The sequence below is a fragment of the Vibrio sp. B1FIG11 genome (assembly GCF_905175335.1).
Lineage (GTDB): Bacteria > Pseudomonadota > Gammaproteobacteria > Enterobacterales > Vibrionaceae > Vibrio > Vibrio campbellii.
On record NZ_HG992752.1, the window covers coordinates 46361 to 71686 of the forward strand.

The 25326-nt window shown below is 43.5% G+C and carries 26 protein-coding genes; 18 read left to right on the forward strand and 8 right to left on the reverse strand.

Annotated features, from left to right (window positions below; genetic code table 11):
* The first annotated feature begins 455 nt into the window (after positions 1-455).
* The 8 genes from KHO06_RS17030 to KHO06_RS17065 all read left to right on the forward strand — a co-directional run bounded on the left by KHO06_RS17030 (position 456) and on the right by KHO06_RS17065 (position 6917).
* Positions 456-1364 (forward strand): urease accessory protein UreD, encoded by a 909-nt coding sequence (locus KHO06_RS17030; protein ID WP_212582961.1) that lies wholly within the window; start codon positions 456-458, stop codon positions 1362-1364.
* A 77-nt stretch (positions 1365-1441) separates the two neighbouring features.
* Positions 1442-1744, forward strand: coding sequence for an urease subunit gamma (gene ureA / locus KHO06_RS17035; protein WP_009696559.1), 303 nt, complete (start codon positions 1442-1444; stop codon positions 1742-1744).
* A 10-nt stretch (positions 1745-1754) separates the two neighbouring features.
* Positions 1755-2066: an urease subunit beta gene (locus KHO06_RS17040; protein WP_212582962.1), complete on the forward strand. Its 312-nt coding sequence runs from the start codon at positions 1755-1757 to the stop codon at positions 2064-2066.
* Between the two features lie 24 nt (positions 2067-2090).
* Positions 2091-3794: an urease subunit alpha gene (ureC, locus tag KHO06_RS17045; RefSeq protein WP_045383082.1), complete on the forward strand. Its 1704-nt coding sequence runs from the start codon at positions 2091-2093 to the stop codon at positions 3792-3794.
* Between the two features lie 19 nt (positions 3795-3813).
* Positions 3814-4323, forward strand: coding sequence for an urease accessory protein UreE (ureE, locus tag KHO06_RS17050; RefSeq protein ID WP_212582963.1), 510 nt, complete (start codon positions 3814-3816; stop codon positions 4321-4323).
* Positions 4274-5020 (forward strand): urease accessory UreF family protein, encoded by a 747-nt coding sequence (locus KHO06_RS17055; RefSeq protein WP_244858440.1) that lies wholly within the window; start codon positions 4274-4276, stop codon positions 5018-5020. The genes ureE and KHO06_RS17055 overlap by 50 nt, the downstream gene beginning before the upstream one ends.
* A 30-nt stretch (positions 5021-5050) precedes the next feature.
* On the forward strand, positions 5051-5665 hold the full coding sequence (gene ureG / locus KHO06_RS17060) for an urease accessory protein UreG (protein ID WP_009696564.1): 615 nt from the start codon (positions 5051-5053) through the stop codon (positions 5663-5665).
* 199 nt (positions 5666-5864) lie between these two features.
* Positions 5865-6917: a DMT family transporter gene (locus KHO06_RS17065; RefSeq protein WP_038888589.1), complete on the forward strand. Its 1053-nt coding sequence runs from the start codon at positions 5865-5867 to the stop codon at positions 6915-6917.
* 113 nt (positions 6918-7030) lie between these two features.
* Here the strand turns inward: KHO06_RS17065 and KHO06_RS17070 are convergent, their stop codons facing one another.
* Entirely contained in the window at positions 7031-7807 is a 777-nt protein-coding gene (locus KHO06_RS17070; protein ID WP_228286518.1) for a helix-turn-helix domain-containing protein, read from the reverse strand.
* 273 nt (positions 7808-8080) lie between these two features.
* Here KHO06_RS17070 and KHO06_RS17075 point away from each other — a divergent pair, with 273 nt between their 5' ends.
* From KHO06_RS17075 to KHO06_RS17085, 3 genes are read left to right on the forward strand one after another with little or no spacing between them, the layout of a single operon-like run.
* On the forward strand, positions 8081-8842 hold the full coding sequence (locus KHO06_RS17075; protein ID WP_079401603.1) for an ABC transporter ATP-binding protein: 762 nt from the start codon (positions 8081-8083) through the stop codon (positions 8840-8842).
* 9 nt (positions 8843-8851) lie between these two features.
* Positions 8852-9841: an ABC transporter substrate-binding protein gene (locus KHO06_RS17080; protein WP_212582964.1), complete on the forward strand. Its 990-nt coding sequence runs from the start codon at positions 8852-8854 to the stop codon at positions 9839-9841.
* Positions 9834-10838: an iron ABC transporter permease gene (locus KHO06_RS17085; RefSeq protein ID WP_244858441.1), complete on the forward strand. Its 1005-nt coding sequence runs from the start codon at positions 9834-9836 to the stop codon at positions 10836-10838. Before KHO06_RS17080 ends, KHO06_RS17085 begins: the two co-directional genes overlap by 8 nt.
* Before the next feature lie 121 nt (positions 10839-10959).
* Here KHO06_RS17085 and KHO06_RS17090 read toward each other — a convergent pair whose 3' ends face one another.
* Positions 10960-11187 (reverse strand): PAS factor family protein, encoded by a 228-nt coding sequence (locus tag KHO06_RS17090; RefSeq protein ID WP_038882818.1) that lies wholly within the window; start codon positions 11185-11187, stop codon positions 10960-10962.
* A 105-nt stretch (positions 11188-11292) separates the two neighbouring features.
* Positions 11293-12825, reverse strand: a complete 1533-nt coding sequence (locus KHO06_RS17095) for a SulP family inorganic anion transporter (RefSeq protein WP_212582965.1) — start codon at positions 12823-12825, stop codon at positions 11293-11295.
* A 997-nt stretch (positions 12826-13822) separates the two neighbouring features.
* Between KHO06_RS17095 and KHO06_RS17100 the strand changes: the two genes are divergently transcribed.
* Both KHO06_RS17100 and KHO06_RS17105 read left to right on the forward strand, forming a co-directional pair.
* Positions 13823-14005 (forward strand): hypothetical protein, encoded by a 183-nt coding sequence (locus KHO06_RS17100; protein ID WP_038888581.1) that lies wholly within the window; start codon positions 13823-13825, stop codon positions 14003-14005.
* Positions 14006-14090: 85 nt separating this feature from the next.
* Positions 14091-15356: a Rid family hydrolase gene (locus KHO06_RS17105; RefSeq protein WP_212582966.1), complete on the forward strand. Its 1266-nt coding sequence runs from the start codon at positions 14091-14093 to the stop codon at positions 15354-15356.
* Positions 15357-15424: 68 nt separating this feature from the next.
* Here the strand turns inward: KHO06_RS17105 and rnk are convergent, their stop codons facing one another.
* Both rnk and KHO06_RS17115 read right to left on the reverse strand, forming a co-directional pair.
* Complete coding sequence (rnk, locus tag KHO06_RS17110) at positions 15425-15817, reverse strand: nucleoside diphosphate kinase regulator (protein WP_038888578.1); 393 nt, start codon at positions 15815-15817, stop codon at positions 15425-15427.
* 224 nt (positions 15818-16041) lie between these two features.
* Positions 16042-16866, reverse strand: coding sequence for a helix-turn-helix domain-containing protein (locus KHO06_RS17115; RefSeq protein WP_052127615.1), 825 nt, complete (start codon positions 16864-16866; stop codon positions 16042-16044).
* Positions 16867-17664: 798 nt separating this feature from the next.
* On the opposite strand from KHO06_RS17115, the gene ureG (KHO06_RS17120) reads away from it, so the two are divergent.
* The 3 genes from ureG (KHO06_RS17120) (at position 17665) to KHO06_RS17130 (ending at position 21526) form a co-directional block, all read left to right on the forward strand.
* On the forward strand, positions 17665-18288 hold the full coding sequence (gene ureG, locus KHO06_RS17120; RefSeq protein ID WP_167425813.1) for an urease accessory protein UreG: 624 nt from the start codon (positions 17665-17667) through the stop codon (positions 18286-18288).
* A gap of 880 nt (positions 18289-19168) precedes the next feature.
* Positions 19169-19873 (forward strand): carbonic anhydrase family protein, encoded by a 705-nt coding sequence (locus tag KHO06_RS17125; protein ID WP_045371162.1) that lies wholly within the window; start codon positions 19169-19171, stop codon positions 19871-19873.
* A 786-nt stretch (positions 19874-20659) separates the two neighbouring features.
* The gene (locus KHO06_RS17130; protein ID WP_105065514.1) at positions 20660-21526 is read left to right on the forward strand and encodes a glycerol kinase; all 867 of its coding nucleotides are present in this window, start codon (positions 20660-20662) and stop codon (positions 21524-21526) included.
* A gap of 126 nt (positions 21527-21652) precedes the next feature.
* Here KHO06_RS17130 and nagB read toward each other — a convergent pair whose 3' ends face one another.
* Positions 21653-22453: a glucosamine-6-phosphate deaminase gene (gene nagB / locus KHO06_RS17135; protein ID WP_212582967.1), complete on the reverse strand. Its 801-nt coding sequence runs from the start codon at positions 22451-22453 to the stop codon at positions 21653-21655.
* 375 nt (positions 22454-22828) lie between these two features.
* Here nagB and KHO06_RS17140 point away from each other — a divergent pair, with 375 nt between their 5' ends.
* On the forward strand, positions 22829-23080 hold the full coding sequence (locus KHO06_RS17140) for a DUF3081 domain-containing protein (protein ID WP_005428828.1): 252 nt from the start codon (positions 22829-22831) through the stop codon (positions 23078-23080).
* Between the two features lie 147 nt (positions 23081-23227).
* On the opposite strand, the gene KHO06_RS17145 is transcribed toward KHO06_RS17140, so the two are convergent.
* Positions 23228-23581 carry a DUF413 domain-containing protein gene (locus KHO06_RS17145; RefSeq protein ID WP_010453583.1) on the reverse strand — a complete coding sequence of 118 codons (354 nt, stop codon included), beginning with the start codon at positions 23579-23581 and terminating at the stop codon, positions 23228-23230.
* A gap of 148 nt (positions 23582-23729) precedes the next feature.
* Between KHO06_RS17145 and KHO06_RS17150 the strand changes: the two genes are divergently transcribed.
* A complete protein-coding gene (locus tag KHO06_RS17150; protein WP_038888568.1) occupies positions 23730-24623 on the forward strand; it encodes a LysR family transcriptional regulator in 894 nt (297 codons plus the stop codon).
* A 159-nt stretch (positions 24624-24782) separates the two neighbouring features.
* On the opposite strand, the gene KHO06_RS17155 is transcribed toward KHO06_RS17150, so the two are convergent.
* A complete protein-coding gene (locus KHO06_RS17155; RefSeq protein ID WP_212582968.1) occupies positions 24783-25226 on the reverse strand; it encodes a DoxX family protein in 444 nt (147 codons plus the stop codon).
* Between the last annotated feature and the right edge of the window lie 100 nt (positions 25227-25326).

Sequence of the window (25326 nt, forward strand, 5' to 3'; positions counted from 1 at the left end):
TCGGTTTCCGGTAATTCACTCTTATCTCATCGTTTAGCAATGATAGAAATTGTGAGTAAATTCACTGTTTATATTTTTTATTTAGTAATGCGGAAATAGTTTTAAACATTCCATTAATAACGAAGTGGTGCTGACATTTATATTGTAATCTTTTGGGCAAAATGTCTAATTTAGACTCCGCTTGATTCCTGTATATTGTGTCCATTCGTTACAGCATCGATATAGAAATCCATGTAATTGTATAAGTTTATTAATAGTGACGCTATGGGTGAAATTAAAGATAAGGATTATTAAGTATCTCTTTTTTCACTAGGCGCTATTTATTACTCGTGATTTCTATTCCTATTCAGCGTTATTCGTTGAAGTTTGACCTATTTCACTCGTTACCAGTGAAACAGTAATAAGCATTTTAATCATAATTTTTTATTTAAAGGTAGGTAGAAAGGTATGTTCATATGACAGATTTCCAAACGACAACGACTGACAAAACCAATACACCTCGTGTTGAACAAGGTTTTGGTCTCAATCGTCAGTGGTTAGCGTCTTTGACATTAAAATTTGGTGCGCATGCTGAAGGCAATTCTAGTGTCACACGATTAAATACCCTACGACACTTTGGACCCCTGATTGTCCAAAGACCTTTCTATCCTGAGGGCAAAGATGGCTGTTGCCATGTCTACATTCTGCACCCGCCTGGTGGCTTGGTGAGTGGTGACGAGCTGAACTTCAATATTGGTGTACAAAGTGACGCTCACGCTTTAGTGACAACCCCCGCTGCAAACAAGCTGTACAAAGCCGACCGCAACTTGGTGCCGTGGAAACAACACACCAACTTGGATGTTGAGGATAACGCCATTTTAGAGTGGCTTCCTCAAGAGTCGATTGCTTTTGATGGTTCTATTGGTGACCAAACTTGCACGATCAACTTGGGTAAAAATGCCAAGTGTCTTGGCTGGGAAATTACCGTTCTAGGGCGACCTGCTAGTGAGTTGCCATTCAACAGTGGATGCATCACTCAACAATTTAACCTCTACCAAAATGGCAAACCGCTGTGGCTTGAAAGACAAATGGTCGACCCGATTCATCCGCGTTTTACCGGTAAGTGGGGACAAGGTGGTTCAACGGTTCACGCCAATATGTGGGCGGTGGGTCTAGACGATCCAAAACAAGCCATTTTAGCACTTCGAGAGCACATGCCAGCATCCGACCGTTGGGCGGTGAGCGAGCGACGTGACGTGTTGGTCATCCGCTATCTCGGCACCGAAAGAAACGAAGTTTGGGACTTATTCCAACAAGCGAGAGAGGTATTGCGCCCGATGCTCATTGGCATGGAACCGGTGATACCAAGAATCTGGCTGACTTAATCAAACTCGAATTATAACGCCTTATTAAACATCTAATAGCGCGATTTTATATTGAAAATCATGAAACGGAGTAAACGATGGAATTAACACCTAGAGATAAAGACAAATTACTTTTGTTCACTGCAGGTCTGCTTGCTGAAAGACGCAAAGAAAAAGGCATCAAGCTGAATTACCCCGAATCTGTTGCGCTGATCAGCTGCGCAATCATGGAAGGTGCACGTGAAGGGCGCACCGTTGCAGAAATGATGAGTGCAGGTCGTGAAATCTTAACTCGTGCTGATGTTCAGCCTGGCATTGCTGAAATGATTGAAACAGTACAAGTAGAAGCAACTTTCCCTGACGGCACAAAGCTAGTGACTGTGCATAACCCGATTATTTAAGGAGACCTCCATGTTTGCAGGTGAATACCAACTAAAGGCGGATGACATTGAGCTGTGTACTGACCGCACAACCATCCCAGTGAAAGTTTCTAATACGGGTGACCGCCCTGTTCAGGTTGGCTCGCACTACCACTTTGCTGAAGCGAACCGCGCTTTATCTTTTGACCGAGAGCTTGCTTACGGTCACCGCCTAGCGATCGCTGCTGGCATGTCAATCCGATTCGAACCAGGTCAAACCCGTGAAGTGGAGCTAATTCCGTTCGCTGGCTTACGTCAAGTCTACGGCTTCCGTGGTGACGTGATGGGCTCACTAACTAGATAACAATTCTAAGTAAAGGTAACAGTAATGAAGATTTCTAGACAAGCGTATGTAGACATGTACGGTCCTACAACGGGCGACAAAGTCCGTCTGGGTGATACAGAGCTATGGATTGAGATTGAAAAAGACCACACGCACTACGGTGAAGAAGTCGTATTTGGCGGTGGTAAAGTTATCCGTGACGGTATGGGCCAGAGCCAGCGTTGTGATGACGCAGTGATGGATACGGTTATTACTAACGTTATCATCATGGATTACTGGGGCATCGTTAAAGCTGACGTTGGTCTTAAGCAAGGTCGTATCGCAGCCATCGGTAAAGCGGGTAACCCAGATGTACAGCCTAATGTTGATATCATCATTGGCCCTGGTACTGAAATCATCGCAGGTGAGAACCAAATCCTAACCGCAGGTGGCATCGATACACACATCCACTTTATCTGTCCGCAACAGATTGATGAAGCGCTGATGAGTGGTGTAACGACCATGATTGGTGGCGGTACTGGTCCTGCAACAGGCAGTCTAGCGACAACCAGCACATCGGGTCCTTGGCACATCGGCAAGATGATGCAAGCGGTCGATGATCTACCAATGAACATTGGTCTACTAGGTAAAGGCAGTGCAAGTACGCCTGAAGCACTTGAGCTGCAAGTAAAAGCTGGCGCGATGAGCCTGAAGATCCACGAAGACTTTGGTGCAACAGCGGCATGTATCAACAACGCCTTAAACGTAGCAGATCGCTACGATGTTCAGGTTGCGCTTCACTCAGATAGCTTGAACGAATCTGGCTTCCTACAAGATACGCTGGCTGCGTTTAAAGATCGTTGTATCCACACCTACCACACTGAAGGTGCGGGTGGTGGTCACGCTCCAGACATCATTGCGGCTTGTGCACTACCAAATGTACTGCCTTCTTCAACAAACCCAACGCGTCCTTACACCATCAATACCGTTGATGAGCACTTGGATATGTTGATGGAGTGTCACCACCTCGATCCAAACATCCCTGAAGACGTTGCGTTTGCAGACTCTCGTATTCGTCGCGAAAGTATTGCCGCAGAAGATATTCTTCACGATATGGGCGTGATCTCGATGATGTCATCAGATTCACAAGCAATGGGGCGTGTGGGTGAAGTGGTATGTCGTACTTGGCAGACAGCAAACAAGATGCGAGTACAGCGCGGTTTACTTCCTGAAGACCAAGATCTTGGCGCAGATAACTTCCGTGCGAAGCGCTACATCGCGAAATACACCATTAACCCAGCAATCACTCACGGTATCGCACACGAAGTGGGCTCGATTGAAGTGGGTAAATTCGCTGACTTGGTGCTTTGGAAACCAGCATTCTTCGGCGTTAAGCCATCCATCATCTTGAAAGGTGGCATGATCGCAGGCGCTGCGATGGGCGATCCAAACGCGGCGATCTCAACGCCTCAGCCAGTTCACTACCGCAACATGTTCGGCTCATTAGGTCGTGCAGTATCAGCGACGCGCATGACGTTTGTTAGTCAAGCTGCGATGAACACAGGTCTAGAAGAAAAACTGGGTCTGAACAGCCCGCTTGTTGCGTGTAAAGACGTTCGTAACAAGACCAAACAAGACATGAAGCACAACGATGTGTGTCCAGAACTGACCGTTGATCCACAAACTTATGAAGTAAGTGCGGATGGCGTTCTATTGACGTGTGAACCAGCAACAGAAGTTCCGTTGGCTCAACGCTACCATTTGTTCTAATTAACAGTAAGGGCTTGCAATGCTTGAACTAACAAAACGATTAGATGCCAATACGGAATGTGAGGTATTCGATAGTCTTATTCTTCCTTATGAGCTGCGTATCCGAGGACGCCTTAAAGGAGTGACGGAAAAGGGACATGATGTCGGTTTGTTTCTTGATCGTGGACCAGTATTACGTGATGGCGACCTGCTAGAAGCGAAAACTGGTGAAGTGATTCGTGTCCATGCAGCGAACGAACCCGTCACGACGGCATACATCAACGGTACGCTTCCTCTCGCTCGCCTTTGTTATCACTTAGGCAACCGCCACACATTGCTTGCGGTTGGTCAGGATGAAGACGGACGTTGTTGGGTTCGAATGACGCCGGACCATGTTCTTGAAGAGCTGGCACTGCTGCTTGGTGCAACATTGACGCATCATCAAGCGCCTTTTGACCCAGAATCCGGTGCATACGCACATGTTGGTCGTGAGCAATCTCATGATCACTCTCACGACCACCATCATCATGGACATCAGCATGAACACTAATACTTCTGATCGTGAAGTCGGTGATCTAGCACTACTTGGCTTGATGCAATTTATTAGCCCAGCACTTCCTATTGGTGCGTTTGCTTGGTCACAAGGGCTAGAAAGCGCTTTTGAGCTTGGTTGGGTGAAAAACGAAGAAGAGCTTGGTGCATGGCTGGAAGGCGTACTTGATGACGGTTTATCGCGTTGCGAATTACCTGTGTTAGCACGCTTGTATCGCTCTTGGGCGAATAGCGATTGCCAAGAAGTGACGTTTTGGAACGATTGGCTGTTAGCGAATCGCGAAACGTCTGAGTTATGCGAAGAAGACATTCGTCTTGGTCAAGCATTAATAGACTTACTGACCAATCTAGAAATGCACCCTCAGCGCCATGTTGAGGGAGCAAAACAGCTTCAAGAACCTGGATACGTAACCATGTTTGCTTGGGTGGCACAGCTTAACCATATTCCTGTTCGACAGAGCTTGCTGGGCTTTGCATGGGGATGGTTAGAAAACCAATTAGCGGTGGCATGTAAAGCGCTGCCGCTGGGGCATACCGCAGCACAGCGCTTGTGTATTCGACTGCAACCTAAGCTTGTTGAAGCGGTCGAATCAGCTCTCAGTTTAGAGGATTGGGAGCTAGGTCCAACGCTTCCTGGCTTAGCGCTAGGAAGTGCAAAACATGAAACGCAATATTCAAGACTATTTCGAAGCTAATTTGCTTTAAAGAACAAAAGGAAAATTAATATGACACAGTGTTTACGTGTTGGTGTAGGCGGTCCTGTTGGTTCTGGTAAAACAGCGCTGCTACGTAAATTGTGTAAAGCACTTAAAGATCATTACAACATCGCGGTTGTAACGAACGATATTTACACCCGTGAAGATGCGGACTTCTTGCTCAAACATGACGCGCTGCCATCGGATCGTATTCTTGGCGTAGAAACAGGCGGCTGTCCACATACTGCTATTCGTGAAGACGCTTCAATGAACCTAGCGGCGGTGAACGACTTACAATCGCGTCATCCAGACCTTGAGCTAGTGATGATCGAATCTGGTGGTGATAACTTGGCTGCGACATTCAGCCCAGAGCTGTCTGACCTAACGATTTACGTTATTGATGTGTCTGCAGGTGACAAGATCCCACGTAAAGGTGGTCCGGGCATCACTAAGTCAGATCTATTGATCATTAATAAAATCGACATTGCTGAATATGTACACGCGTCTCTCGATATTATGGACCGTGATGCGAAGAAGATGCGTGGCGATCGTCCATTTATTTTCGCGAACTTACATGACGGTGTTGGTTTAGAAGAAATTATTAGCTTTATTTTGAAAGAAGGCATGCTGCCTGACCGTAGATAGCTTCAATCTTCTTTTAATATAAAAACGATATTTACCCTAGCGTCTCCCTACGCAAATTTTTTTAACTCTGTATTAATTAAGTCATACCAGTCATTGAGTACTGGTATGGCTTATTAACGCATATTTTTATTTTGCTAAATAACAATGTGCGTTGATTAAAAAATCCAATATTACTTTTATTTACATTCTGGGGCTATTTATGTCTGAAGTTAGAACTGCGTCCGCATCTGGACCAGAGAAGAAAATGAGCAAACCACTTGCTTATATGTTTATTATGATTGGTATTTTCGCCTTGGCGTTTTCTGCAATCATGGTAAAAGAAGCAAACTTTGAACCTGCAACCAACGCCTTCTTACGTTGTCTTGTCGGCTTCTTGGTGTTAATTCCATTTGCCGTTGCCGAAATTAAAAAGAAAGGCTTAATTAATAAATCTGGTTTTGCTCTCGCTATTGTTGCCGGTATTTTCCTTGGTCTTGATATGACCTCTTGGAACTTTGCGATCTTCTTTATTGGTGCGGGCATCTCATCTATCTTGCTTAACCTACAGATTATCATCATGCCATTGCTTGCCATGACGTTTGATAAGTTTAAGCCAGAGAAAAGCTTCTGGTTCCTTGTTCCGATTATGTTGTTCGGTATTGTACTAGCGGGTGGTGTGCTAGAAGGTGGCCCATCTGAAGGTCCAAGCACCATGTGGGGCTACCCAATTGCACTAGTGGGTACGATTCTGGGTATTAAATCCGGTATTTGTTACGCGCTATACCTCTACACTAGCCGTAAGTCGGGCACACTGAACGCAGGTCGCTACTTCCAGCCGCTAATGTGGGTATTCCTTGCTCAGCTTATTCCTGCTGCGATTGTTATGGCGAGCACGCATGGCTTCAATATCACCACGGGTGTTCTCGTCGACGGTAAACTGCCACTAACTGCAGCCGATGGTTCGATTGCAGGTGATGCGATTAATATGAGCAACTGGATCTGGATTGTGATCTTAGGTGTTGTTGGTCATGCGGTTGCTTGGGTATTTGTACAAATTGGTTCGGTAAACTTGGACCCAACCGTTGTCGCAGGTCTATTGCTATTAAGCCCAATTACTACCGTTCTTGTTGCACCATTTACAAGTGGTGAGTCGGTGACGCTATTGCAGTCAATCGGTGTGGTGATTGTACTCGTTGCGGTGGCGTATCAGAATGGTCTGCATACTGCCGTGCTAAACAAGTTCAAAGGCGAGCCAGCGAAAGTGGAAGGCTAAGCTTCCGTTCTTATAAACAAAATATAAAGCCCAATATTAACGCCAATATTGGGCTTTTTTAGGTTTTGTGGACTCTGCGTTTTGATTGCGTTTGTTTAACTATGAGGGAGTGATTAGTACTTGAGTGTCAGCAGTGATGAACCGTTGTTTTCTCTAGAATACTGCCTGAACTTTGAGGGCGTAAGGTTGTACTTTCGTTTGAATGCATCACAGAAGTAAGCTGAACTACCAAAGCCACAACGATGGCTGATCTCACTGACATTGTAGGAAGTGAACGTCAGCATATTGAGTGCAATGCCCATTCTTACGTCTAACAGCAATTGGCTGAAAGAGACGTCTTCTTTATTCAAGTGTCTTCTTAGCGTGGAAGAGGAGATGAACAACTTGCTGGCGACTTCCTCAATTTGCCACTTATGAGTCGGATCTTGGCTTATCATCCGAGTGATGACTTCTCGCTTTGATTGGTAATGATCGGACTTGAACATTCGAACAATATCCATTTCGTAGTAACTCATTGTTAAGAATATAAAAAATAGGGACTCTTCAACCAGTAATGTCTTTAATGCGTGGTTACTTAAGGTGTCATGCCCCTCTTTTAATATTTTGAATCTGTCCTTTATCTCGAAGTTGTCACTGATAGCGTAAGAGATATTATTGGCACCAAATGCCCGCTGCGGAACTTTAGCAATCAGAGAGTCGATCGTATGGTTGGATACGGTCAGTATTTGAACCTCAATGCACTGTGTCGGGCTCTCGCTGCGTAAGTCACACCAAACTCGACTGTATTGAGGAATCATCAAGATAGTTGGGGAAGTAATAGCGATTTTACTGTCATTGATGGACACCAGTCCTTTGGCTTCAGAGAGATATATTATGTAATGATGTTCCACATAAAACTCTCTGAGCGTTATCGTTTTACAGTCAATTACTTTTCGATACTTCATATCTATTATCACGATTGGAAATTTAGCTATTTGATATAGTAGTTTTTCAATTAACTTTGCTATTCGTTTCACATGAATAAAGGATAGGGCTCTATTTCTAAGTAAAATGAATATATTTCTAAATCATAATTAAAAACATATTTTTTATTTTCTGTTTTTATTGACTACGGCTTTTTTTATTTGATAATGGCTAAATATTAACTAGCAAGGCTTATTAATGTGAAAGAAGTGTTAACCATTAAGGGATTGTCACTGGGCATTAAAACGGAGTTAGTTAGGGATATTAGCTTTAGTCTCAAAGAGAAAGAGTTCTTAGCGATTGTTGGTCCTAATGGGTGCGGAAAATCGACCTTTATTCGCACCATTATGGGAACGGTGAATATATTCTCTGGTGAATTGAGTTTTCTGGGTAAACCACTTTCGAGTTATAACCATAAAATGCGTTCAAGATATATTGCATTTATGGGGCAGAATAATACTGTCGACCCGCAAATGAGAGTGCTTGATTATATTTCACTGGGGCGATTTCCTCATTTTCACTATTCCACACGCCAATACGACAACGAATGCATTACCCGCGTGATCGCCGAGCTTGGACTGGAGGCGTTAAGAGAGCAAAAAGTTGGGCAGCTTTCTGGTGGAGAGTTTCAGCGCGTCAACTTAGCACGAGTGTTGGTGCAAGAGCCCAAGTTGCTGCTTTTAGATGAGCCGACGAATCACTTAGACCCTAAAGCGAGAATAGAGCTCCTCAAAATCGTTAAGGATAAGCAGATTACAACGATTGCTGTGTTACATGATTTAAACCTTGCCGAATACTTTGCCGACCAAGTGATGATCATTAATCGAGGCAAAATGCAGGTGTGCGATACGGTCGAAAACACGCTCAACGCTCACTGGATAAAAGATACTTTTGATTTGAATACCCTTCATTTCTTACATCCTACAACAGGAAAAGCGATCCGTTTTTTTGAAATAGATTAAGGAGTTACCGTGAAAAAAATATGCTTGATGCCGTTGTTTTTATCTGTCTCTGTTTACGCAAATACCAATGCAGCGACGGAACCACATTACCCAGTCAGTGTTGAAAGCTGCGGGGAAGTATTGACGTTTGAACAAGCACCAAAACGAGCGGTATTCCAAGATCTCAATATGACGGAAATGGCGTTCGCATTGGGGCTACAACCTAACATGGTGGCAGTAAATGGTGTTACAGGTTGGTATCAAGTATCCGATCAGTTCAAGGCAGACTTAGGCGATATTCCCGAAATCTCTGGGCGTTACTTAACGCTAGAACCTTTACTAGAAAAGAATCCGGACTTCCTGTTTGCTGGTTGGAACTACGGTCTTAAATTTGGCTCGGATCTGACGCCACAAAACTTAGCGCACTTTGGAGTAAAGACGCTGGTACTCAGCGAAAGCTGCGCTCACATTACCAAGAAGAAGCAAGAAGCCTCCATGGAGCTACTTTACGGCGACGTCCTTAAGCTGGGCAAAGTCTTTGATAAGAGTGATAAAGCACAGAGCTTAGTCGAGAGCTGGAAAAAAGACCTCAACGAAATAGAGGCAAAGGTAGCAGCTTATCCAACCAAGAAGGTGTTCCTTTACGATTCAGGTATTGATCAGCCCTTTACCAGTGGGCGCTTTGCCATGCCTCATGCGCTGATCAAAGCGGCGGGTGGCGTCAACGTGATGGGCAGTGAGAGTTTTAGTTGGGGCACCGCACCATGGGAAAAAGTCGCCATTCATAATCCCGATATGGTCATTTTGGTGGATTATGGCAGCTCAGATGATGCAGCGATCAACAGTTCGATAAAAGCCCTGAGTGACAACCCTCTAATGCGCCAAACGAATGCGGTGAAAAATGGTCAATTTTTGCGGTTGAAGTACAGTGAGCTGACGCCAGGTCCCAACAATGTGGTTGCTATCAAGAAGATTGCAGCCAAGCTCCATCCCGAGGCTGGTATCGTGATTAATGAGTAATTCGAATGTAAAGTTTTGGCTTGCTATCGTGGCAAGCCTGATGCTGCTATCGGTCATACTGTTCCTTTCGCTCTCTTACGGAACAATAAACATCCCCTTTTCCTCGGTTTATCAGTTTTTTACCTTTGAGCACGCCTCGCTACCTGCAATGACCAACGTTATTTTGAGTGAGATTCGAATTCCTAGATTTCTTCTCGCGATTTTAGTTGGTGCTGGGCTTGCCATGGTTGGGGCGCTATTGCAGACCGTTACCAAGAACGACTTGGCTGATCCATTTTTGTTCGGGCTTTCCGCGGGTGCATCGGCTGGCGTTGTTGCGGTTATCAGCCATTTCGATTTAGCCTTAGGTCAATGGTCTTTACCGGTGGCTGCATTTGCTGGGGCAACCTTATCGGCGGCTTCGGTCATCTTGGTGTTTTTTCTGCAAAAGTCTCAAGGAGTTGAGCGCCTGATCTTATCTGGATTGGCGGTTTCGTTCCTGTTCAGTGCCATTACTGGGTACTTGATTTATACCGGCGATCAACGTTCGGCGAGCAATATTCTCTTTTGGTCGATGGGGGGATTAGGGCTGGCAAAATGGGAGAATCTACCGTTTGCCTCTATTGGGGTTATTGTGCTCGCACTGTTTACCATGTTGCGCTGGCGTTCGCTCGATGCCATGTTGGTGGACGAGGACACCAGTAACTCACTGGGTGTAAGCGTCAAATTCCTCCGTGTGACCGTGTTTATCTTATCGGCTCTCTCCACAGCCATCTTTGTCTCTTTAAGTGGCGTGATTGGCTTTGTTGGACTTATCGTGCCGCATCTCGCGAAACCATTTTCCGGACCAAGTCATCGTTATCTATTGCCTTTATGTGCTTTTATTGGCGCGATGCTGCTCTCAGCCAGTGACTTAATGAGCCGAGTGCTGATCCCTGGTCAGGAGTTACCCATCGGTCTGATGACTTCTGCAATTGGCTCTATGTTTATTCTGTTTTTCGTACTTAGAAAGAAATAAGGCGAGATAGACCCCAATTGTCTTGGTGTTAACTCGGTATATAACAGTCGCCTCACCGTTTAAAGTGGTGAGGCCGACTTTTTTGGTTAAGGGCGTGAGAAAGCTTATTCCTCGTTATCGATTACTTGTTGTTTAGGATGATTCTTTCCGCATCACCCACCGCTCTGGTTAAGCTATTGCTGCTAGACAACTGACCGGAACTTACCGGGCCAAGAACATGGGTATATAACGCTAACTGCTTCTCGAATGGCAGTTTTAGAGTGTTGTAGAGCTCCTGCCTAATTTGAACATGAGACTCTTGTGGGGCTGAAGATAAGCGTAGTAGGGTTTCATGAATAACAGTTTTCATCTGTTGTTTGTCCTTTTGTTTTCTACGTTGTTAGGGCTTAAATAAAGTAGCACCACCGAGCATGTGCATACTCGGTGGTGGTTGTGTTCATCAGTATTGGAAGTGTTAGGCTTGGCGATTCAGCGTTTCAACCACAAGTGTATAGTTTGGTGACTCATTTATATTGGTTTGGTTTAGATTACTCGCTTTATCCAAGCGTTGGCGGCAACTAGGGCTTAAATGCTTTAAGTGAATCTGCTTGTTTTGAGCCTGATAGCGCTCTGTCAAAGTCACGATGGCTGCAATGGCGGAATGGTCAGTCACTCGAGTGTTGGCAAAGTCGACAACTACGTCTCGCGGATCGTCATGTACGTTGAATAGCTCTAGGAAGTTTGCCGTAGAACCGAAGAAGATCGGCCCATAGACTTTGTACTCTTTTATGCCTTCTTCATTGATACTTGTCTCTGCGTAAATATATTTCGCGTGTTCCCATGCGAACATTAATGTCGAGGCAATCACGCCTACCGCTACAGCAACAGCAAGGTCCGTCAACACGGTTACCAAGGTAACTAACACAATAACGAAGAAATCTTGTTTAGGTACTCGACGTGCCAGCTTGAATGTCGCCCATTCAAATGTACTAATCACCACCATGAACATCACACCAACAAGGGCTGCGAGAGGAATCATCTCAATCAGTGAAGAAGCGAATAGGATGAACAGCAAGAGCGAGATAGCGGCAACGATGCCCGATAGACGCCCGCGTCCACCTGAATTTACGTTGATCATGGACTGACCAATCATTGCGCAACCACCCATCGCTCCAAACACTGAACAGGTTAAGTTAGCGATGCCTTGTCCGATACACTCGCGATTAGGTTGACCACGTGTGCTTGTTATTTCATCCAGTATTGTCAGTGTGAGTAGTGATTCGATCAGACCAATTGCGGCAAGGATGACAGCGTAAGGCAAAATGATTTGCAGTGTTTCTACCGTAAATGGTACCGCTGGAATGGAGAAGCTAGGCAGTGAGCCTGCTAGTGTAGCGGTTTCGTCAACAGACATGGTGCGCAGGAAATCGATGACTGTGCGTGTTTCGAGATCCAATCCTACAACAAGTGCTGTAACGGTGACGATTGCGACCAAAGAAGATGGTACAGCAGTAGTGAGCGTTGGTAGAAAGTGAATGATTGCCATGGTTAATGCAACTAGGCTTATCATTAGCAGCATTTGATCTTGTGGTAGCCAAGTCAGTATGCCATTGATATCCGGCGCTTTAAACTGACCTAACTGCGCTAGGAAGATAACAATCGCCAGACCGTTTACGAAACCAATCATCACCGGGTGAGGTACAATTCGGATGAATTTCCCTCGTTTGAATAACCCCGCAGTGAGCTGAATGATGCCTGCCAGCATAATCGCAGCAAAGAGATATTGGACGCCGTGAATCGCCACAAGGGATACCATGACGACTGCCATCGCTCCGGTTGCACCAGAAATCATACCAGGACGCCCACCAATGATAGAGGTGACAAGCCCTACAATGAAGGCTGCATACAGGCCAGCCATCGGATCCACGCCAGCTACAAAAGCAAAGGCGACGGCTTCAGGGATTAACGCCAATGCAACGGTTAGCCCAGAGAGAATGTCTTTTTTCATGTTAAACCCAATAGTTTATTTATTCGCTTGATGACCGTTAGATTTTGATAGCTTTTGTCTTTTCTAATTTCGTTAACTAAGGTTCTTCTTAGTTGTGCTTTAGTGACGGTTAGAGGAGGCATACTCAAAGGGCCTTTTACTCTGCACGACATCGTATCGGGGCAATATATCTCGGCTTTGGCTGTATTTCTTAGTAGCCAACGAAAGCAATTTGGACATAATTTGTCTGTTTTTTCGTACATATTTCTTTGGCTTTTTGTTAGTTAAATAGAGAAAAAATGAATGCCATTGGAATATAAGCGGATGTTATACCCATCACTGGCGATAGACTTAAACTGACAAATAAAGACGCTATCGAAATTAAACTTGTATTTATTTGAATTTTCACAGTTGTAGAAGAGTAAGCTTGAGTCTAATTCGACAAAGACGTTGTCTTCTGAATCGAAAGAAAAGGAGGTGACATCATCAATAGAATTTAGAAAACTTAATATCTTGTTCCAGTATGTGGCATTGAAGGGCTTTAACCTGATCTCAAAGTCCTCAATCAATGAATAGTCAATCCTTTCTAAGTTCATTTTCTACCTCAAAAAAAAGCCCTAACCAAAATTGGATAGGGCTAAGTTGTGCAAGAGCGGAATAAATTTATTTGTGAGTAGGTTACTCAATTCATATGAGCGAGTGGACTCTATCAAAGTGGGGTTTATATCGACAAGTGGGCATGAAACATTTCTCATTATTTCAAAATATTATGGCTTAATTTTTTAATTTATAAAAAACAAGTGCAGGTATTTTCTTGTTCTATTTTGATTTATGTTATCCGTGATATTAGAGGGGAGTTATTAGTAGGGGGTAAATCCCCTACTAAAATGGAAACATTGGAGTGTTCTACGCGTAAAAATTAAACATAATGCGCGCATGTTGTAATGAAGTGCGTCTAAATAATCAGCATAATCTTATAGTTTTACTTACGATGTGGATTGTTTGTGAAAGGAGAGGTATGAAAATATTTAGAGGTATATTAATTGATTTAATCATTCTTGTTGGAGTTCTATCCGGGATGATTGCATTCTCTTTAAATAAAATCGATATATTAGGGGCTATTCTGATTATCACCGCTTCTTTGTTGATCCTTGCTCTATTTATCTATGGCCTAAAAGATGGATATAACAGAGCTGGATAATTATATAACTCACTCTTCTTCTCTCGGTCGGAATGATGTTCACGTAAGTTAAATGCTTTTATCATTAATTAAAGGTAACATTAAAATGACTGGCACCATTATTAAATGCTCTAGAAATACAGAAACTGCACCGCTTAACATCCATTCAACGCAAAGTGTTGCGTTTTCTCACTACAACAATATCTCCGCTCAACTTCCGATTGATCCTCAAACCAACCAGCTTGTTGAAGGTGGCATTCAGGAGCAAGCCAAACAATGTCTTTTGAATATTAAAAGAATTGTAGAGAGCATTGACCATGTAATGGATGATGTCGTTAAGGTAAATGTCTACTTGACCAACATTCATGATGTTGAAGAAGTAAACAAGGTATATGCGACTTTCTTTACTAACCTTCTACCAACACGCACAGTTCTGGCGATTGAGGCAGTGCCTTTTGAAGGAGCGTTACTACAAATGGATGCGCTTATTTCTAATGGAGAGGGGACAACACCCCAAAAGCCATGTGACTTAATCAAGGTGTCACGTGATACTGATCTAGCGCCGACCAATGCGATTTCTACACAAACGGTCGCATTTTCGCACTACAACAATATCTCCGCACAGTTACCGGTAGATGCAGTGACAGGAAACTTGGTCGAAGGTGGTGTAAAAGAACAAACTCATCAATGTCTGCAAAACATCAAGAATATCCTAGAAAGCATTGATGTTCCGCTGGATGACATCGTAAAAACGACCGTTTACCTGCAAGATCTGGCGGATATTGATTCAGTGAACGAAGTGTATCGTACTTTCTTCCCAGATTCGGCGATCGCAAGAGCGGTGGCTTACATGCCTGCCCGCTCAGTTATTCAAGCTTCAGCGCTGCCAATGGGTGCAGCAGTACAAATTGATGCCGTGATTTCTCATGGTGATGGTACGCCTCCTCAAGAAGTTGAAGATCGCCATGGCATTGTGATTAAGGCAAACAACACGCTGAACGCTCCTCTTGATGCGCTGGCGACGCAAACTGTGGCGTTTTCTCACTATAACCACATTTCTGCGCAACTACCGATAGATGCGCTGAACCATGAGCTGGTTCAAGGTGGGGCTAAAGAGCAAGCTGAGCAATGTTTGAAAAATATTAAAGCGATCGTTGAGAGTATTGGTCACGTGATGAATGACGCGGTGAAGGTGAATATTCAAGTGACTGACATCGCTGATATTGATGCAATCAACGAGGTGTACACCACTTTCTTTGATGGCGATTTGCCAGCAAGAACTGTGATTGCTGTGTCTAACATCGCGCTAGGTGCCAAAGTTCAAATGGATTGTGTGCTTTCTAATGCGGAAGGCACAAAACCACAAGTGTAATCAAACACAAAGCCATCACTCTGGTAAGGAGTGATGGCTAATGATTGAAATTACTCGTTGGATTATTTCTACTCTATATTTCTTTCTGGTTGAAAAACGACATCCAAGATCTCGATGGTTTTCTTGTTGCCGTTTGGCAGTGTCCAATCGATGCATTGACCGACAGACAGTCCGATAAGTGCCATGCCAATCGGGGCTAGTATGGATATATGTGAGTTATCTTTCACTTGGTTTGGATACACGAGTACTTTTTGAATCTGCTCTTCCTCGCCCAGGAATTTAAATGTCACTTTAGAGTTCATCGTGACAATATCATTGTCGATCTCGTGCGCATCAACAATCAAAGCGCGGTCAATTTCGTCCTCTAATTTAAGCAGTTCGTCAGTGAAATTCGGAATGTTATCAAGCAATCGGCAGATGTTGTTGTAGTCATCAGCTGTAACGGTGATCGAATTAGACATAATATTTCCCTAAATCTAATTTCTATGGCCCAGCCACCCGAGGTAGCTTGGGTATATCGTGAAATTTTCTAGTGCATAAAGAGAAACACCATACTCCTGAAGGAGGAGAGAAAACGTTACTTGGACGCAATGATTGGTGATTTAAATGAAAAGCAAAATAGACTGAGCAGAAAGCGCAAGGCTTCACGCCCGAACCGTCATCCACCGCCTATGTTAGAGCGTCGTTAGCTCACTTCGCCACTTCTTGTTGACACCAGAGACGCATCACTGGTCTTCTTAGATTGAGCTCGGAACTGTGATGGCGTTAAGTGATACTTTCTCTTGAAAGCATCACAAAAATAAGCGGCGCTACCAAATCCACAGCGGTTGCTGATCTGTGAAACGTTGTAGGAAGTGAACGTTAGCATGTTCAATGCAAGCCCCATTCTTACGTCTACCAACAGCTGGCTAAACGACAGATTCTCTTTCTGTAAATGCCTTCTTAATGTTGAGGTAGAGGTAAACAGTTGCTTGGCAACATCTTGAATTTGCCACTTTCTTTGTGGTTCTTTCGTGATCATTCGTGCGATGACCTCCCGCTTGCTTTCTTCGTAATTGAACTGAAAGACATTGAAAACATCGATACCCGATTCGCAAAGAGAGAGTAGTATGAAGTACAGCGTTTGCTCTAAGAACATGATCTTTAACGCATCTCTACTTAAGGAGTCATACACTTCTTTGAGTAGCTGAAAGTTATTGTCCACATCCACTGGTGTTGGCAGCTGATGGGCGACAGTGTTTTTAATGAAGCTACGTTTTTGGGGCAGTTGAAGCAGTGAGCCTTCGAGCATCTCATCGGTCACGATTAACAACTGAATCTGCAATGGTGAGAATGACGACTTTTGAGTCAAATTACACGACAAGCAGGTAAATTGAGGAATGATTAAGGTTGATGGACCATCGATGGTGATTTGTTGTTCATTGATGTAAACCGTCCCCTTGGCAAAGGCGATGTTGACAATGTAGTGATACTCTACGTAAAACTCCTCAAGTTTTACGGGTTTGAACATTTCAATATATCTATATTCCACTATTGCTTATCTCATAATTGGGCTTACTACGGGCAGTAAGTTGGGCTAAAAGAAAAGCATCCATGCGACAGTACAACGCACAGTATAACGCTACTCCTTTGTTCTTTTCATAAATTCATCAAAGAAAGTGTCTTATCTTAGTAATTTGAGCTTAAATCTAAATAGGCGCTATTGATTTTTTATTTAACTTATTGAAAGTAATCAATAATGTTTTTGTTTTTATCAATCATGAAAATTAAGATTACGAGTCAGGTAGCTGAATTGAGCATCAATAGCCCACCTGATAATAGTGTTCTTTATGCAGAGATGGTGCTTGAAGTATTTTGAACATCTTAGGATGTAGATATGAAGTCACAATGTTCAGATAATTTAGCCTGAATTCTAATTCTAAATTTTATGGGCTGATATCAGAATGGAATGGTGAGGCTTTTATTGTATATTTTGCTTCGAGAGTGGTTAGGAGACATAACCTACTAGTCGAATCATGTAGCTATTGTTGATGATAAAAATTGCAAATCTTCGTTATCAATATTTACGGGTTAGTTAGTCAAAAACTTCGCCAATGAGTTTACCTAATCACTCTCAAACCATTCACAACTCAGTGCCTTATTCGATACTCCAATACTCACTAAAAAAACATAACCTGTTCCTTGATGACCGCCATTCAAAATCATCCTAGTGATTGGTGACTTTAAATAACGTTCGGCTTTTTCATTATTAGCCATTAAATAAATACACACCGAATTTGTACCTCCATCCTTAATTTGGACAACTCTTATGCAAGAAGACTACAAACAACCTTTGCGAATTGGCGTTGGTGGACCTGTTGGGTCTGGTAAAACGGCATTGCTAGAGGTTCTGTGCAAAACCATCCGAGATCAGTACCAGATCGCTGTCGTCACTAACGATATCTACACGCAAGAAGATGCAAAGATACTCACTCAGGCAGAAGCCTTAGATGCGGACCGTATTATCGGGGTTGAGACTGGTGGTTGCCCGCATACCGCGATCAGGGAAGACGCCTCGATGAACCTTGCTGCGGTGGAGGAACTCTCTACGCGGCACAAAAACCTAGACGTGGTATTTATCGAAAGTGGTGGTGACAATCTCAGTGCCACGTTTAGCCCTGAACTTGCTGACTTGATGATCTATGTGATTGATGTGTCGGAAGGGGAGAAAATTCCACGCAAAGGCGGACCGGGCATTACACGCTCTGATTTGCTTGTTATCAACAAAATAGACCTTGCGCCTTACGTTGGAGCATCATTAGAGGTCATGGAAGCGGATACCGCTCGAATGCGTCCAGAAAAACCTTATGTGTTTACCAACTTGAAAGAAGGGAAGGGGTTGCAGGAAATCATAGACTTCATTGTCGATAAAGGCATGCTTGAAAAGAGATAGCATCGAGGTACGCCATAGAAACTTCTGCGCATCATTACGCACGAAGCATTGCGTTTGGTTGCAGTTGTTTCTATACCTGATATCCACATTGGATAGGTACTGAAAACAAAAAAAAGCAGCTTTACATGACAAAAGCTGCAAAGAATCAATAGCAGGAAAAGTAGATGATTAAATCTACGGAATCAAAGTGAAATCAAACAATAGCGTAGTAACGTTTGATGAAATCTATAATATAGGACTTATATTCTGTTTCAATATGCCTGGCTGTAATTGACGTTGAATCTAAATATCTGGAGCGGATTGTTAAACCCTAACTACTTCAATAATCGAATAATGTTCTTAGGTCTTCTTATATAGTCATAGAACTCTTTTGTTTTAAGTCTACCTACTGAAAGCTCAATCTTAAGTTCATTGGCAAGCAGTCTTAATGTCGAACGATTAACTATATCCTTACGGGCATTCAATTTTTCTAAGTATTCATCCAAGATTTTGTCATCATAAACGTAGATATATTCACTCATAATCGTATGTCTTTAAAATGATAGTTTTAGTTGGTAGTAAACCCTGAATTAAGAGTTTGGTTTTTTATGACAAGGTAAATTAATGTCGTTTTAGACGATGTTCGTTTTGCGTTTGGATTATTAAGGCATAAGAATAAGGCTTCAAGCAGTTTTGCTGTGATTCCTTTATGTTGAAATAATCTAGTCTGATGGTGAAATACAAACCTTACTATTAGTTCTGTTCCAAAGTTGTTTAAATATTTGCTTAATTAATTTTGATAAATGTTGATTATGGATGTGTTTATATTTATCTGACACTATGATGACTTTGAGGTTTTACTAATTATCTGATTTTTATTAATTTATTAAATGAGGATAAGATGAAGAAGTCACTGTTAGCGTTTAGCCTTTTATTAAGCTCTGCAGCACATGCTGCGCATTGGGGATACGAAGGCGAGAACGGACCTGAGTTTTGGGGTAAATTCTCTGAAGATTGCCAGCAAGGTAAGAACCAAAGCCCTGTTAATATTCAATCATCCGTGTTGAGTATTATGGATGAAATCAACATCAACTATTTAGGTGATGCCGTTTCTGCTATTGATAATGGTCATACTCTGCAAGCCAATGTTGAAGGTAATAACACGCTATTGGTTGACGATAAAAAGTTCACGCTTTCTCAGTTTCACTTCCATACGCCATCTGAAAATCACATCAACGGAAAAGAGTACCCGCTAGAGGCGCACTTTGTTCATGCCGATAAGGATGGCAATCTAGCGGTTGTGGCAGTCTTCTATAAGCTAGGAGATGAAAACCCAGCATTGGAGCAGTTGCTAAAGCATGACTTTGAAAAAGGCAAAACAACCAGCTTTGCGCCAGTGAGCATCAAGTCTCTCATTCCTTCTAAGCACAGCTACTACCGATTCAATGGCTCGTTAACGACACCACCATGTTCTGAAGGCGTTCGTTGGTTGGTACTAAAAGAGGTTCAAACGGTATCTGCAGCGCAAGTGAAAGCGTTTATGGACATCATGGGCAAGAACAATCGCCCTATTCAGCCGATTAATGCTCGAATTATTATCAGCTAATCCAATGACTAGTCGTCTGACGCATTTGGCGTTCTAGCAACGATACATGGTTGCTTTAACGAAAAAAGGACTCTTGGCGAGTCCTTTTTGATATTAAAAATAAGAGCATACATCAAGTGGAACTCAAGTGCCTGATGGGTACTCCATCCTTGGAGATTTGACACTTAAGCGACATCGAGCGCAGTCATACATTACACTCGGATGTACTAACCAAAACCAATTTAACATTGGACTTGTAAGCAGTACATCAAATGATTTTTATCATCTCATTTTTATAAGTAACTGAATAAAATGTGGTTTTATTTCGATGGTTGAGGTTGCTACTGCCAATGTTGAGCATAAATTGGAGCGAAGTTAGCATTTATTAAAATGCTTGTAGATATGTTCTTTGGCTATGGTCTGTGAGCCCATTTGTTTGTCTAATGCGCGGTCTATTTTCTAGATAACGAACGTTAATCGTTGTGGATGCCAACATTTTTGATCTGGCTAGAGCACTAGGCATCATTAGGTTCGATTACTTCAATACGCCTTGTTATATAAGGTTATCAATGACTAAGATGCATGTGGTTGAGGATGCTGCGGATGCTTAAACGTCGGATATTTATCATTTGTAGACTCCTTTTCTCCTTATTAAAAAAACTCTAGCTATTTGCCCGTCGCTTCCATCATCGTGACGGGATTTTTTTTTATCAGCATATTCGATCTATTCTTACTTCAAGCAATCAAATCAATGCGTTAATATCCAAGTTCTTACCTTATTTCAAACAGTTGCGGGAGGCATGAATCGTGTCTGAAAAAATATCTACATCGGCGCTGGCAAAAATGCGTCAGATAGAAGCCAAGCTCCTGTTTGCTGATCTGAAACGCGCTGGCTATATTGTTCGCCAAGACGAGAAATGGATTTTGACCGAAGAGGGTGCCAAGTTCGGCGGTGAGTATGTCGATCATCCTAAATTTGGGCAGTTCATTGTTTGGCCGACCAACTTGCACATCGAGCTTGCCGCAACGTCTGGAAAAACTTATAGCGCAACCCAGTTAGGTGAGAAGCTTAAGCTCAATGCCAAGCGCATGAACCAGCTGTTAAGTGAATTAGGCTGGATCAGCAAATCCGAAGAAGGGTGGAGTTTGACCGAAGCCGGAATCCGCGCTGGTGGGCAGCAGAGAACCGATAAAGAGTCGCAGAATACCTTTGTGGTGTGGCACGACGTAGTGCTGCGTAACAAGCGGCTCAAGCAGTCTGTGATTGAGTTCTTAGGGCAAGATGCTGAGTCCCATTCGACAGATAAGTCGCTTTCCAGTTTTCGCCAGAAGTTTGAAGCCAAGCACCGCACTTTGGACGGGCATTATGTTCGTTCTAAAGGAGAACTGTTGATCGATAACTGGCTGTATTTGGCTGGTGTGGTGCATGCTTACGAGCGCCAACTGCCGATCGACCAAGACGTGACAAGCGATTTCTACCTACCAGGTGGCAAGGTCTACTTGCAGTTTTGGGGCAGCGATTCTGGTGAGATGTTAGAAGCGGAGCGAGAGAAGATTCGTGCGGTGTACGAGCAGCATAACTTCAACCTCATTGAGGTCGAACCGAGCGAGTTAGATAAGCTCGATGAGGTATTGCCGAAACGTCTGCGTCAGTTTGGTATTCAAGCTTATTAAACACCTCGCTAGCGGTTGTTTAAATTCCTAAACCTTCAAACCTGCCAGTCTTTAAAAACGAAAAAACCCGTGATGACTCACGGGTTTTGTGTATTCAGCGTTTATCTTTGGTTGTTACCCGAAGGCTTAGAAACCTTTGATGTTTTCCGCTTCTAGCTCAGAGAAGTACTTAACTGTCTTCACTTTAAGCTCTTGTTGTGAAGGCTCATCACAAACGATCACTGCTTTAGGGTGAAGTTGAAGTGCAGAAACCGTCCATAGGTGGTTTACGCTGCCTTCTACAGCTGCTTCTAGAGCAAGTGCTTTGTTGTGACCAGTTACTAGGATCATCACTTCTTCAGCGTCTAGTAGCGTGCCAACACCGATAGTTAGTGCGTACTTAGGAACTTGGTTGATGTCGCCATCGAAGAAACGAGAGTTCGCGATACGAGTGTCTTCAGTTAGTGTTTTGATGCGAGTGCGAGAAGACAGAGAAGATGCAGGCTCGTTGAATGCGATGTGACCGTCGTTACCTACGCCGCCCATGAATAGGTTGATCTTGCCGTAAGACTTGATTTTGTCTTCGTAGCGTTGGCATTCCGCTTCGTGATCTTCCGCGTTACCGTTAAGAAGGTTGATGTTCGCTTCTTGGATGTTCACGTGGTTGAAGAAGTTGTTGTACATGAATGAACGGTATGATTCTGGGTGATCCGCAGGGATACCGATGTACTCGTCCATGTTGAAAGTCACAACGTGTTCGAAGCTCACTTCACCAGCTTGGTAAAGTTCGATCAATGCTTTGTAAGTTGCTAGAGGAGTGCCACCAGTAGGTAGACCCAGAACGAACGGACGCTCAGCAGTTGGTTTGAAGTCGTTGATGCGCTTAGCGATGTGTGCTGCTGCCCACTTGCCTACTTGTGCTGCTTGAGCTAACGGGATAAGTCTCATTTTGTGCCCCTAGTTATTGGAATTTAAGATGTCCTGAAACATTAATTCGCATTATAAAATAAGTAATGGCAATCTGCTATTGTTTTAGGTCAAAAATTTGCTTTTTCTTTAACCAATGTTGCTTTTATCAACAGTTTTCACGTTTGCTTCTCGCCGTTACCCTCTTATATAGAGAAGGTTAGGTTAGTTGATTAGCGTTTAAAATTTATGACTGAAATTAAGTTTTTTGGCTGATAGGGCGAGCTAAATTGAACCAAGTTGCGTAGCAGAAAGGGAAGAAAAATGCCGAACTTATGATCTCACGCAATCTATGGTGTGGCACGGCGTTTTTTCCTTAACCATAATTAAAGTATGTTTATTGCTGAGGGAATCGCAATGAAAAACGAATTAGACGCAACCAAAGTGCTGCAAGCATACGAATGTGTGATGAACAACGGCACGCCTACTGAGTTTGGCAAGATGTATGAAGGGGTAGAAGCCTTTTCTGATTACGATGGCTATAACGTGTTTCTTAGAGGCAATGGCGTGGAGTTAAAGGTGGGCTTCCACAATACCTATCATTTGGAGTACGACCAAGAGCATCTCAAAGACAGTTTCTTGAAGAAGGTCGCCATGCTGGCGAAGTGAGCACTCGCCAAATAATGGGTTTATTACAAATGAAAAAGCCCTAAGGGATTCCACCTTCGGGCTTTTTGGAAAAGAAAAAGTTTTTTGCAACACCACAGAACGAATCGTTCCGCAGTTTAGCCAAGCATTAAAACTTGGCAGTGTCGATTAATCGTCTTCTGCTAGGCTCTCTTCTGCGTAGTCATCTGACGCTTCTGGTTTGTTACGACCGTTTAGCGTGTGGAAGCGTTTGCGACCACGGGCTAGCTGTACGTATTTAAGCCAAGTGCGCTCGATCTTAGTTTTCGCTTTGCCTGGGTTTTCTAGAACTTTTACGAAGTGTTTTTCTTCGCTGTTCTCAGGTGTCAACTCGCCTGACTCTAGGCCAAGCATAGTATCCCCATAAATTGTTAGGATTTCCTCTTCTGAAAGAGTAAAATCGCCAGACTTTGCAAAGCCGCGTGGGAATTTTACGTTGTCGTAAAAACGTTTTTTGCCATGACGAAATTCAGTGTCAGACATATCAACAGCCTCTGTAACCGTTATTGATGAATGTGATGAATTACGGCGAAAATTAGGCGCAAAGCTAACAAAAGAAAAACAAAACTTTTTTGTCGTCAAGATTTTAATTAATTGTTAATCTGGTTTTATATTAACCAGGAGATGGTTTATGGATGTAAAGGTTTTTAGAACATTTTTAGAGCTGGCAAAGGTTCGTCACTTCGGACGAGCTGCTGAGAACTTGTACATTACTCAAGCCGCTGTGAGCGCACGCATCAAACAACTCGAAAGTTATTTCGATACGCAGTTGTTTATTCGTGATCGAAATAACATAAAGTTGACCTCCGCAGGTGAGCGTTTAATAAGCTATGCCGAGGTGATGGTGACTACCTTGCAGCAAGCCAAACTCGAATTATCCCTTGAAGATGGCAAGGCGTTGCAGCTCACCATGGGTGGTACGCCGAACATTTGGGATGCTTATCTGCAAAACTGTTTGAGTGTGGTAACAGATTCATTTGGTGGTTACGGCTTTATGGCAGAAGTCATGGGGCGTGAGATGCTAAGCCGCAGCCTGCTTGAGCGCACTCTCGATATGGCATTCGCCTTCGATCAAATCAAAGCTGATGAGCTCAATTGCAAGAAAGTCGCTGACGTTGTGTTGGTGTTGGTGTCTACCGAGCAAGATTCTCTTGATACGGTCTTTGATAAGAAATACGTGTATGTGGATTGGGGTACGCGCTTCGCTTCTGAGCACGCAGAACGTCATCCAAAAATCCCAGCGCCTTACCTTCGCACTTCTACCGCTCGTATCGCGTTAGACTTCGTTTTAGAGAAAGGCGGCAGCGCATACCTACCAGCCTCTCTGGTAGAGCCGTTTATTGCAAGCGGGCAGCTCCACAAGGTGTCTGGTGTAGAAGATTGGTACCGTCCTATCTATTTGAGCTATCGTAAAGCCAGCACGTCTGTAGACGCGATTAAGCAGGTTGAAGAAATCGTAAAAGAGATTGACCCGTTAACGGCGTACAGTTTGCAGCAAATTGCGGACATTCCAGCAGGCGAGTAATTTCTGCTTTTGCGATCCAGCGCAAAATTAGACGAAACCCCCTTGGTGTGATGCCAAGGGGGTTTTTGTGTCAGTTTACGCAAATGGCAGCGTGTTTATAAATTAAACGTCCGATTGAAGCGAGAGTTGTGGCACTTCGAAGGCCGCTTCTACTCTCGTTTAGGCCAATTTTTGACGCAGCGTTTCATCTAAAGCGGCTTTGCCTGCGCCAGAGAAAGCAAGAGAAACGCTTGCTGCCAGTGGTGCTAAACCAAACTCGTAGCCGTTGTTTGACATAAACAAGCCATTTTCAAAGTGAACCGAGAAAATGGCGATCACCATGGTGAATGCTAAAGCCACTGCCGCAGGGCGGGTAAGCAGACCAAGCAAGATGAACACCCCACCAAAGAACTCAGCACTGCCTGCTAAAAATGCCATCAGCATGCCTGGGCCTAAGCCAATTGATGCCATCCATTGACCTGTACCTTCAAGCCCATAACCGCCAAACCAGCCAAAAAGTTTTTGCGCGCCGTGTGCCATAAAGATGAGACCGACTGGAATGCGAAGTGCGAGTGCGCCGTAGCCTGCATTTGAAGTAGTGATTTTTTGTAGTAGTGCTTTCATGACTTTATCCTTTCTCGAATTTTTATGATGAGGAGGACTGCCCCCCTTGTTGTTGAAATCAGTGTAGGTAGGAGGAGAGAAAGAAAAAATTGGGGCAATT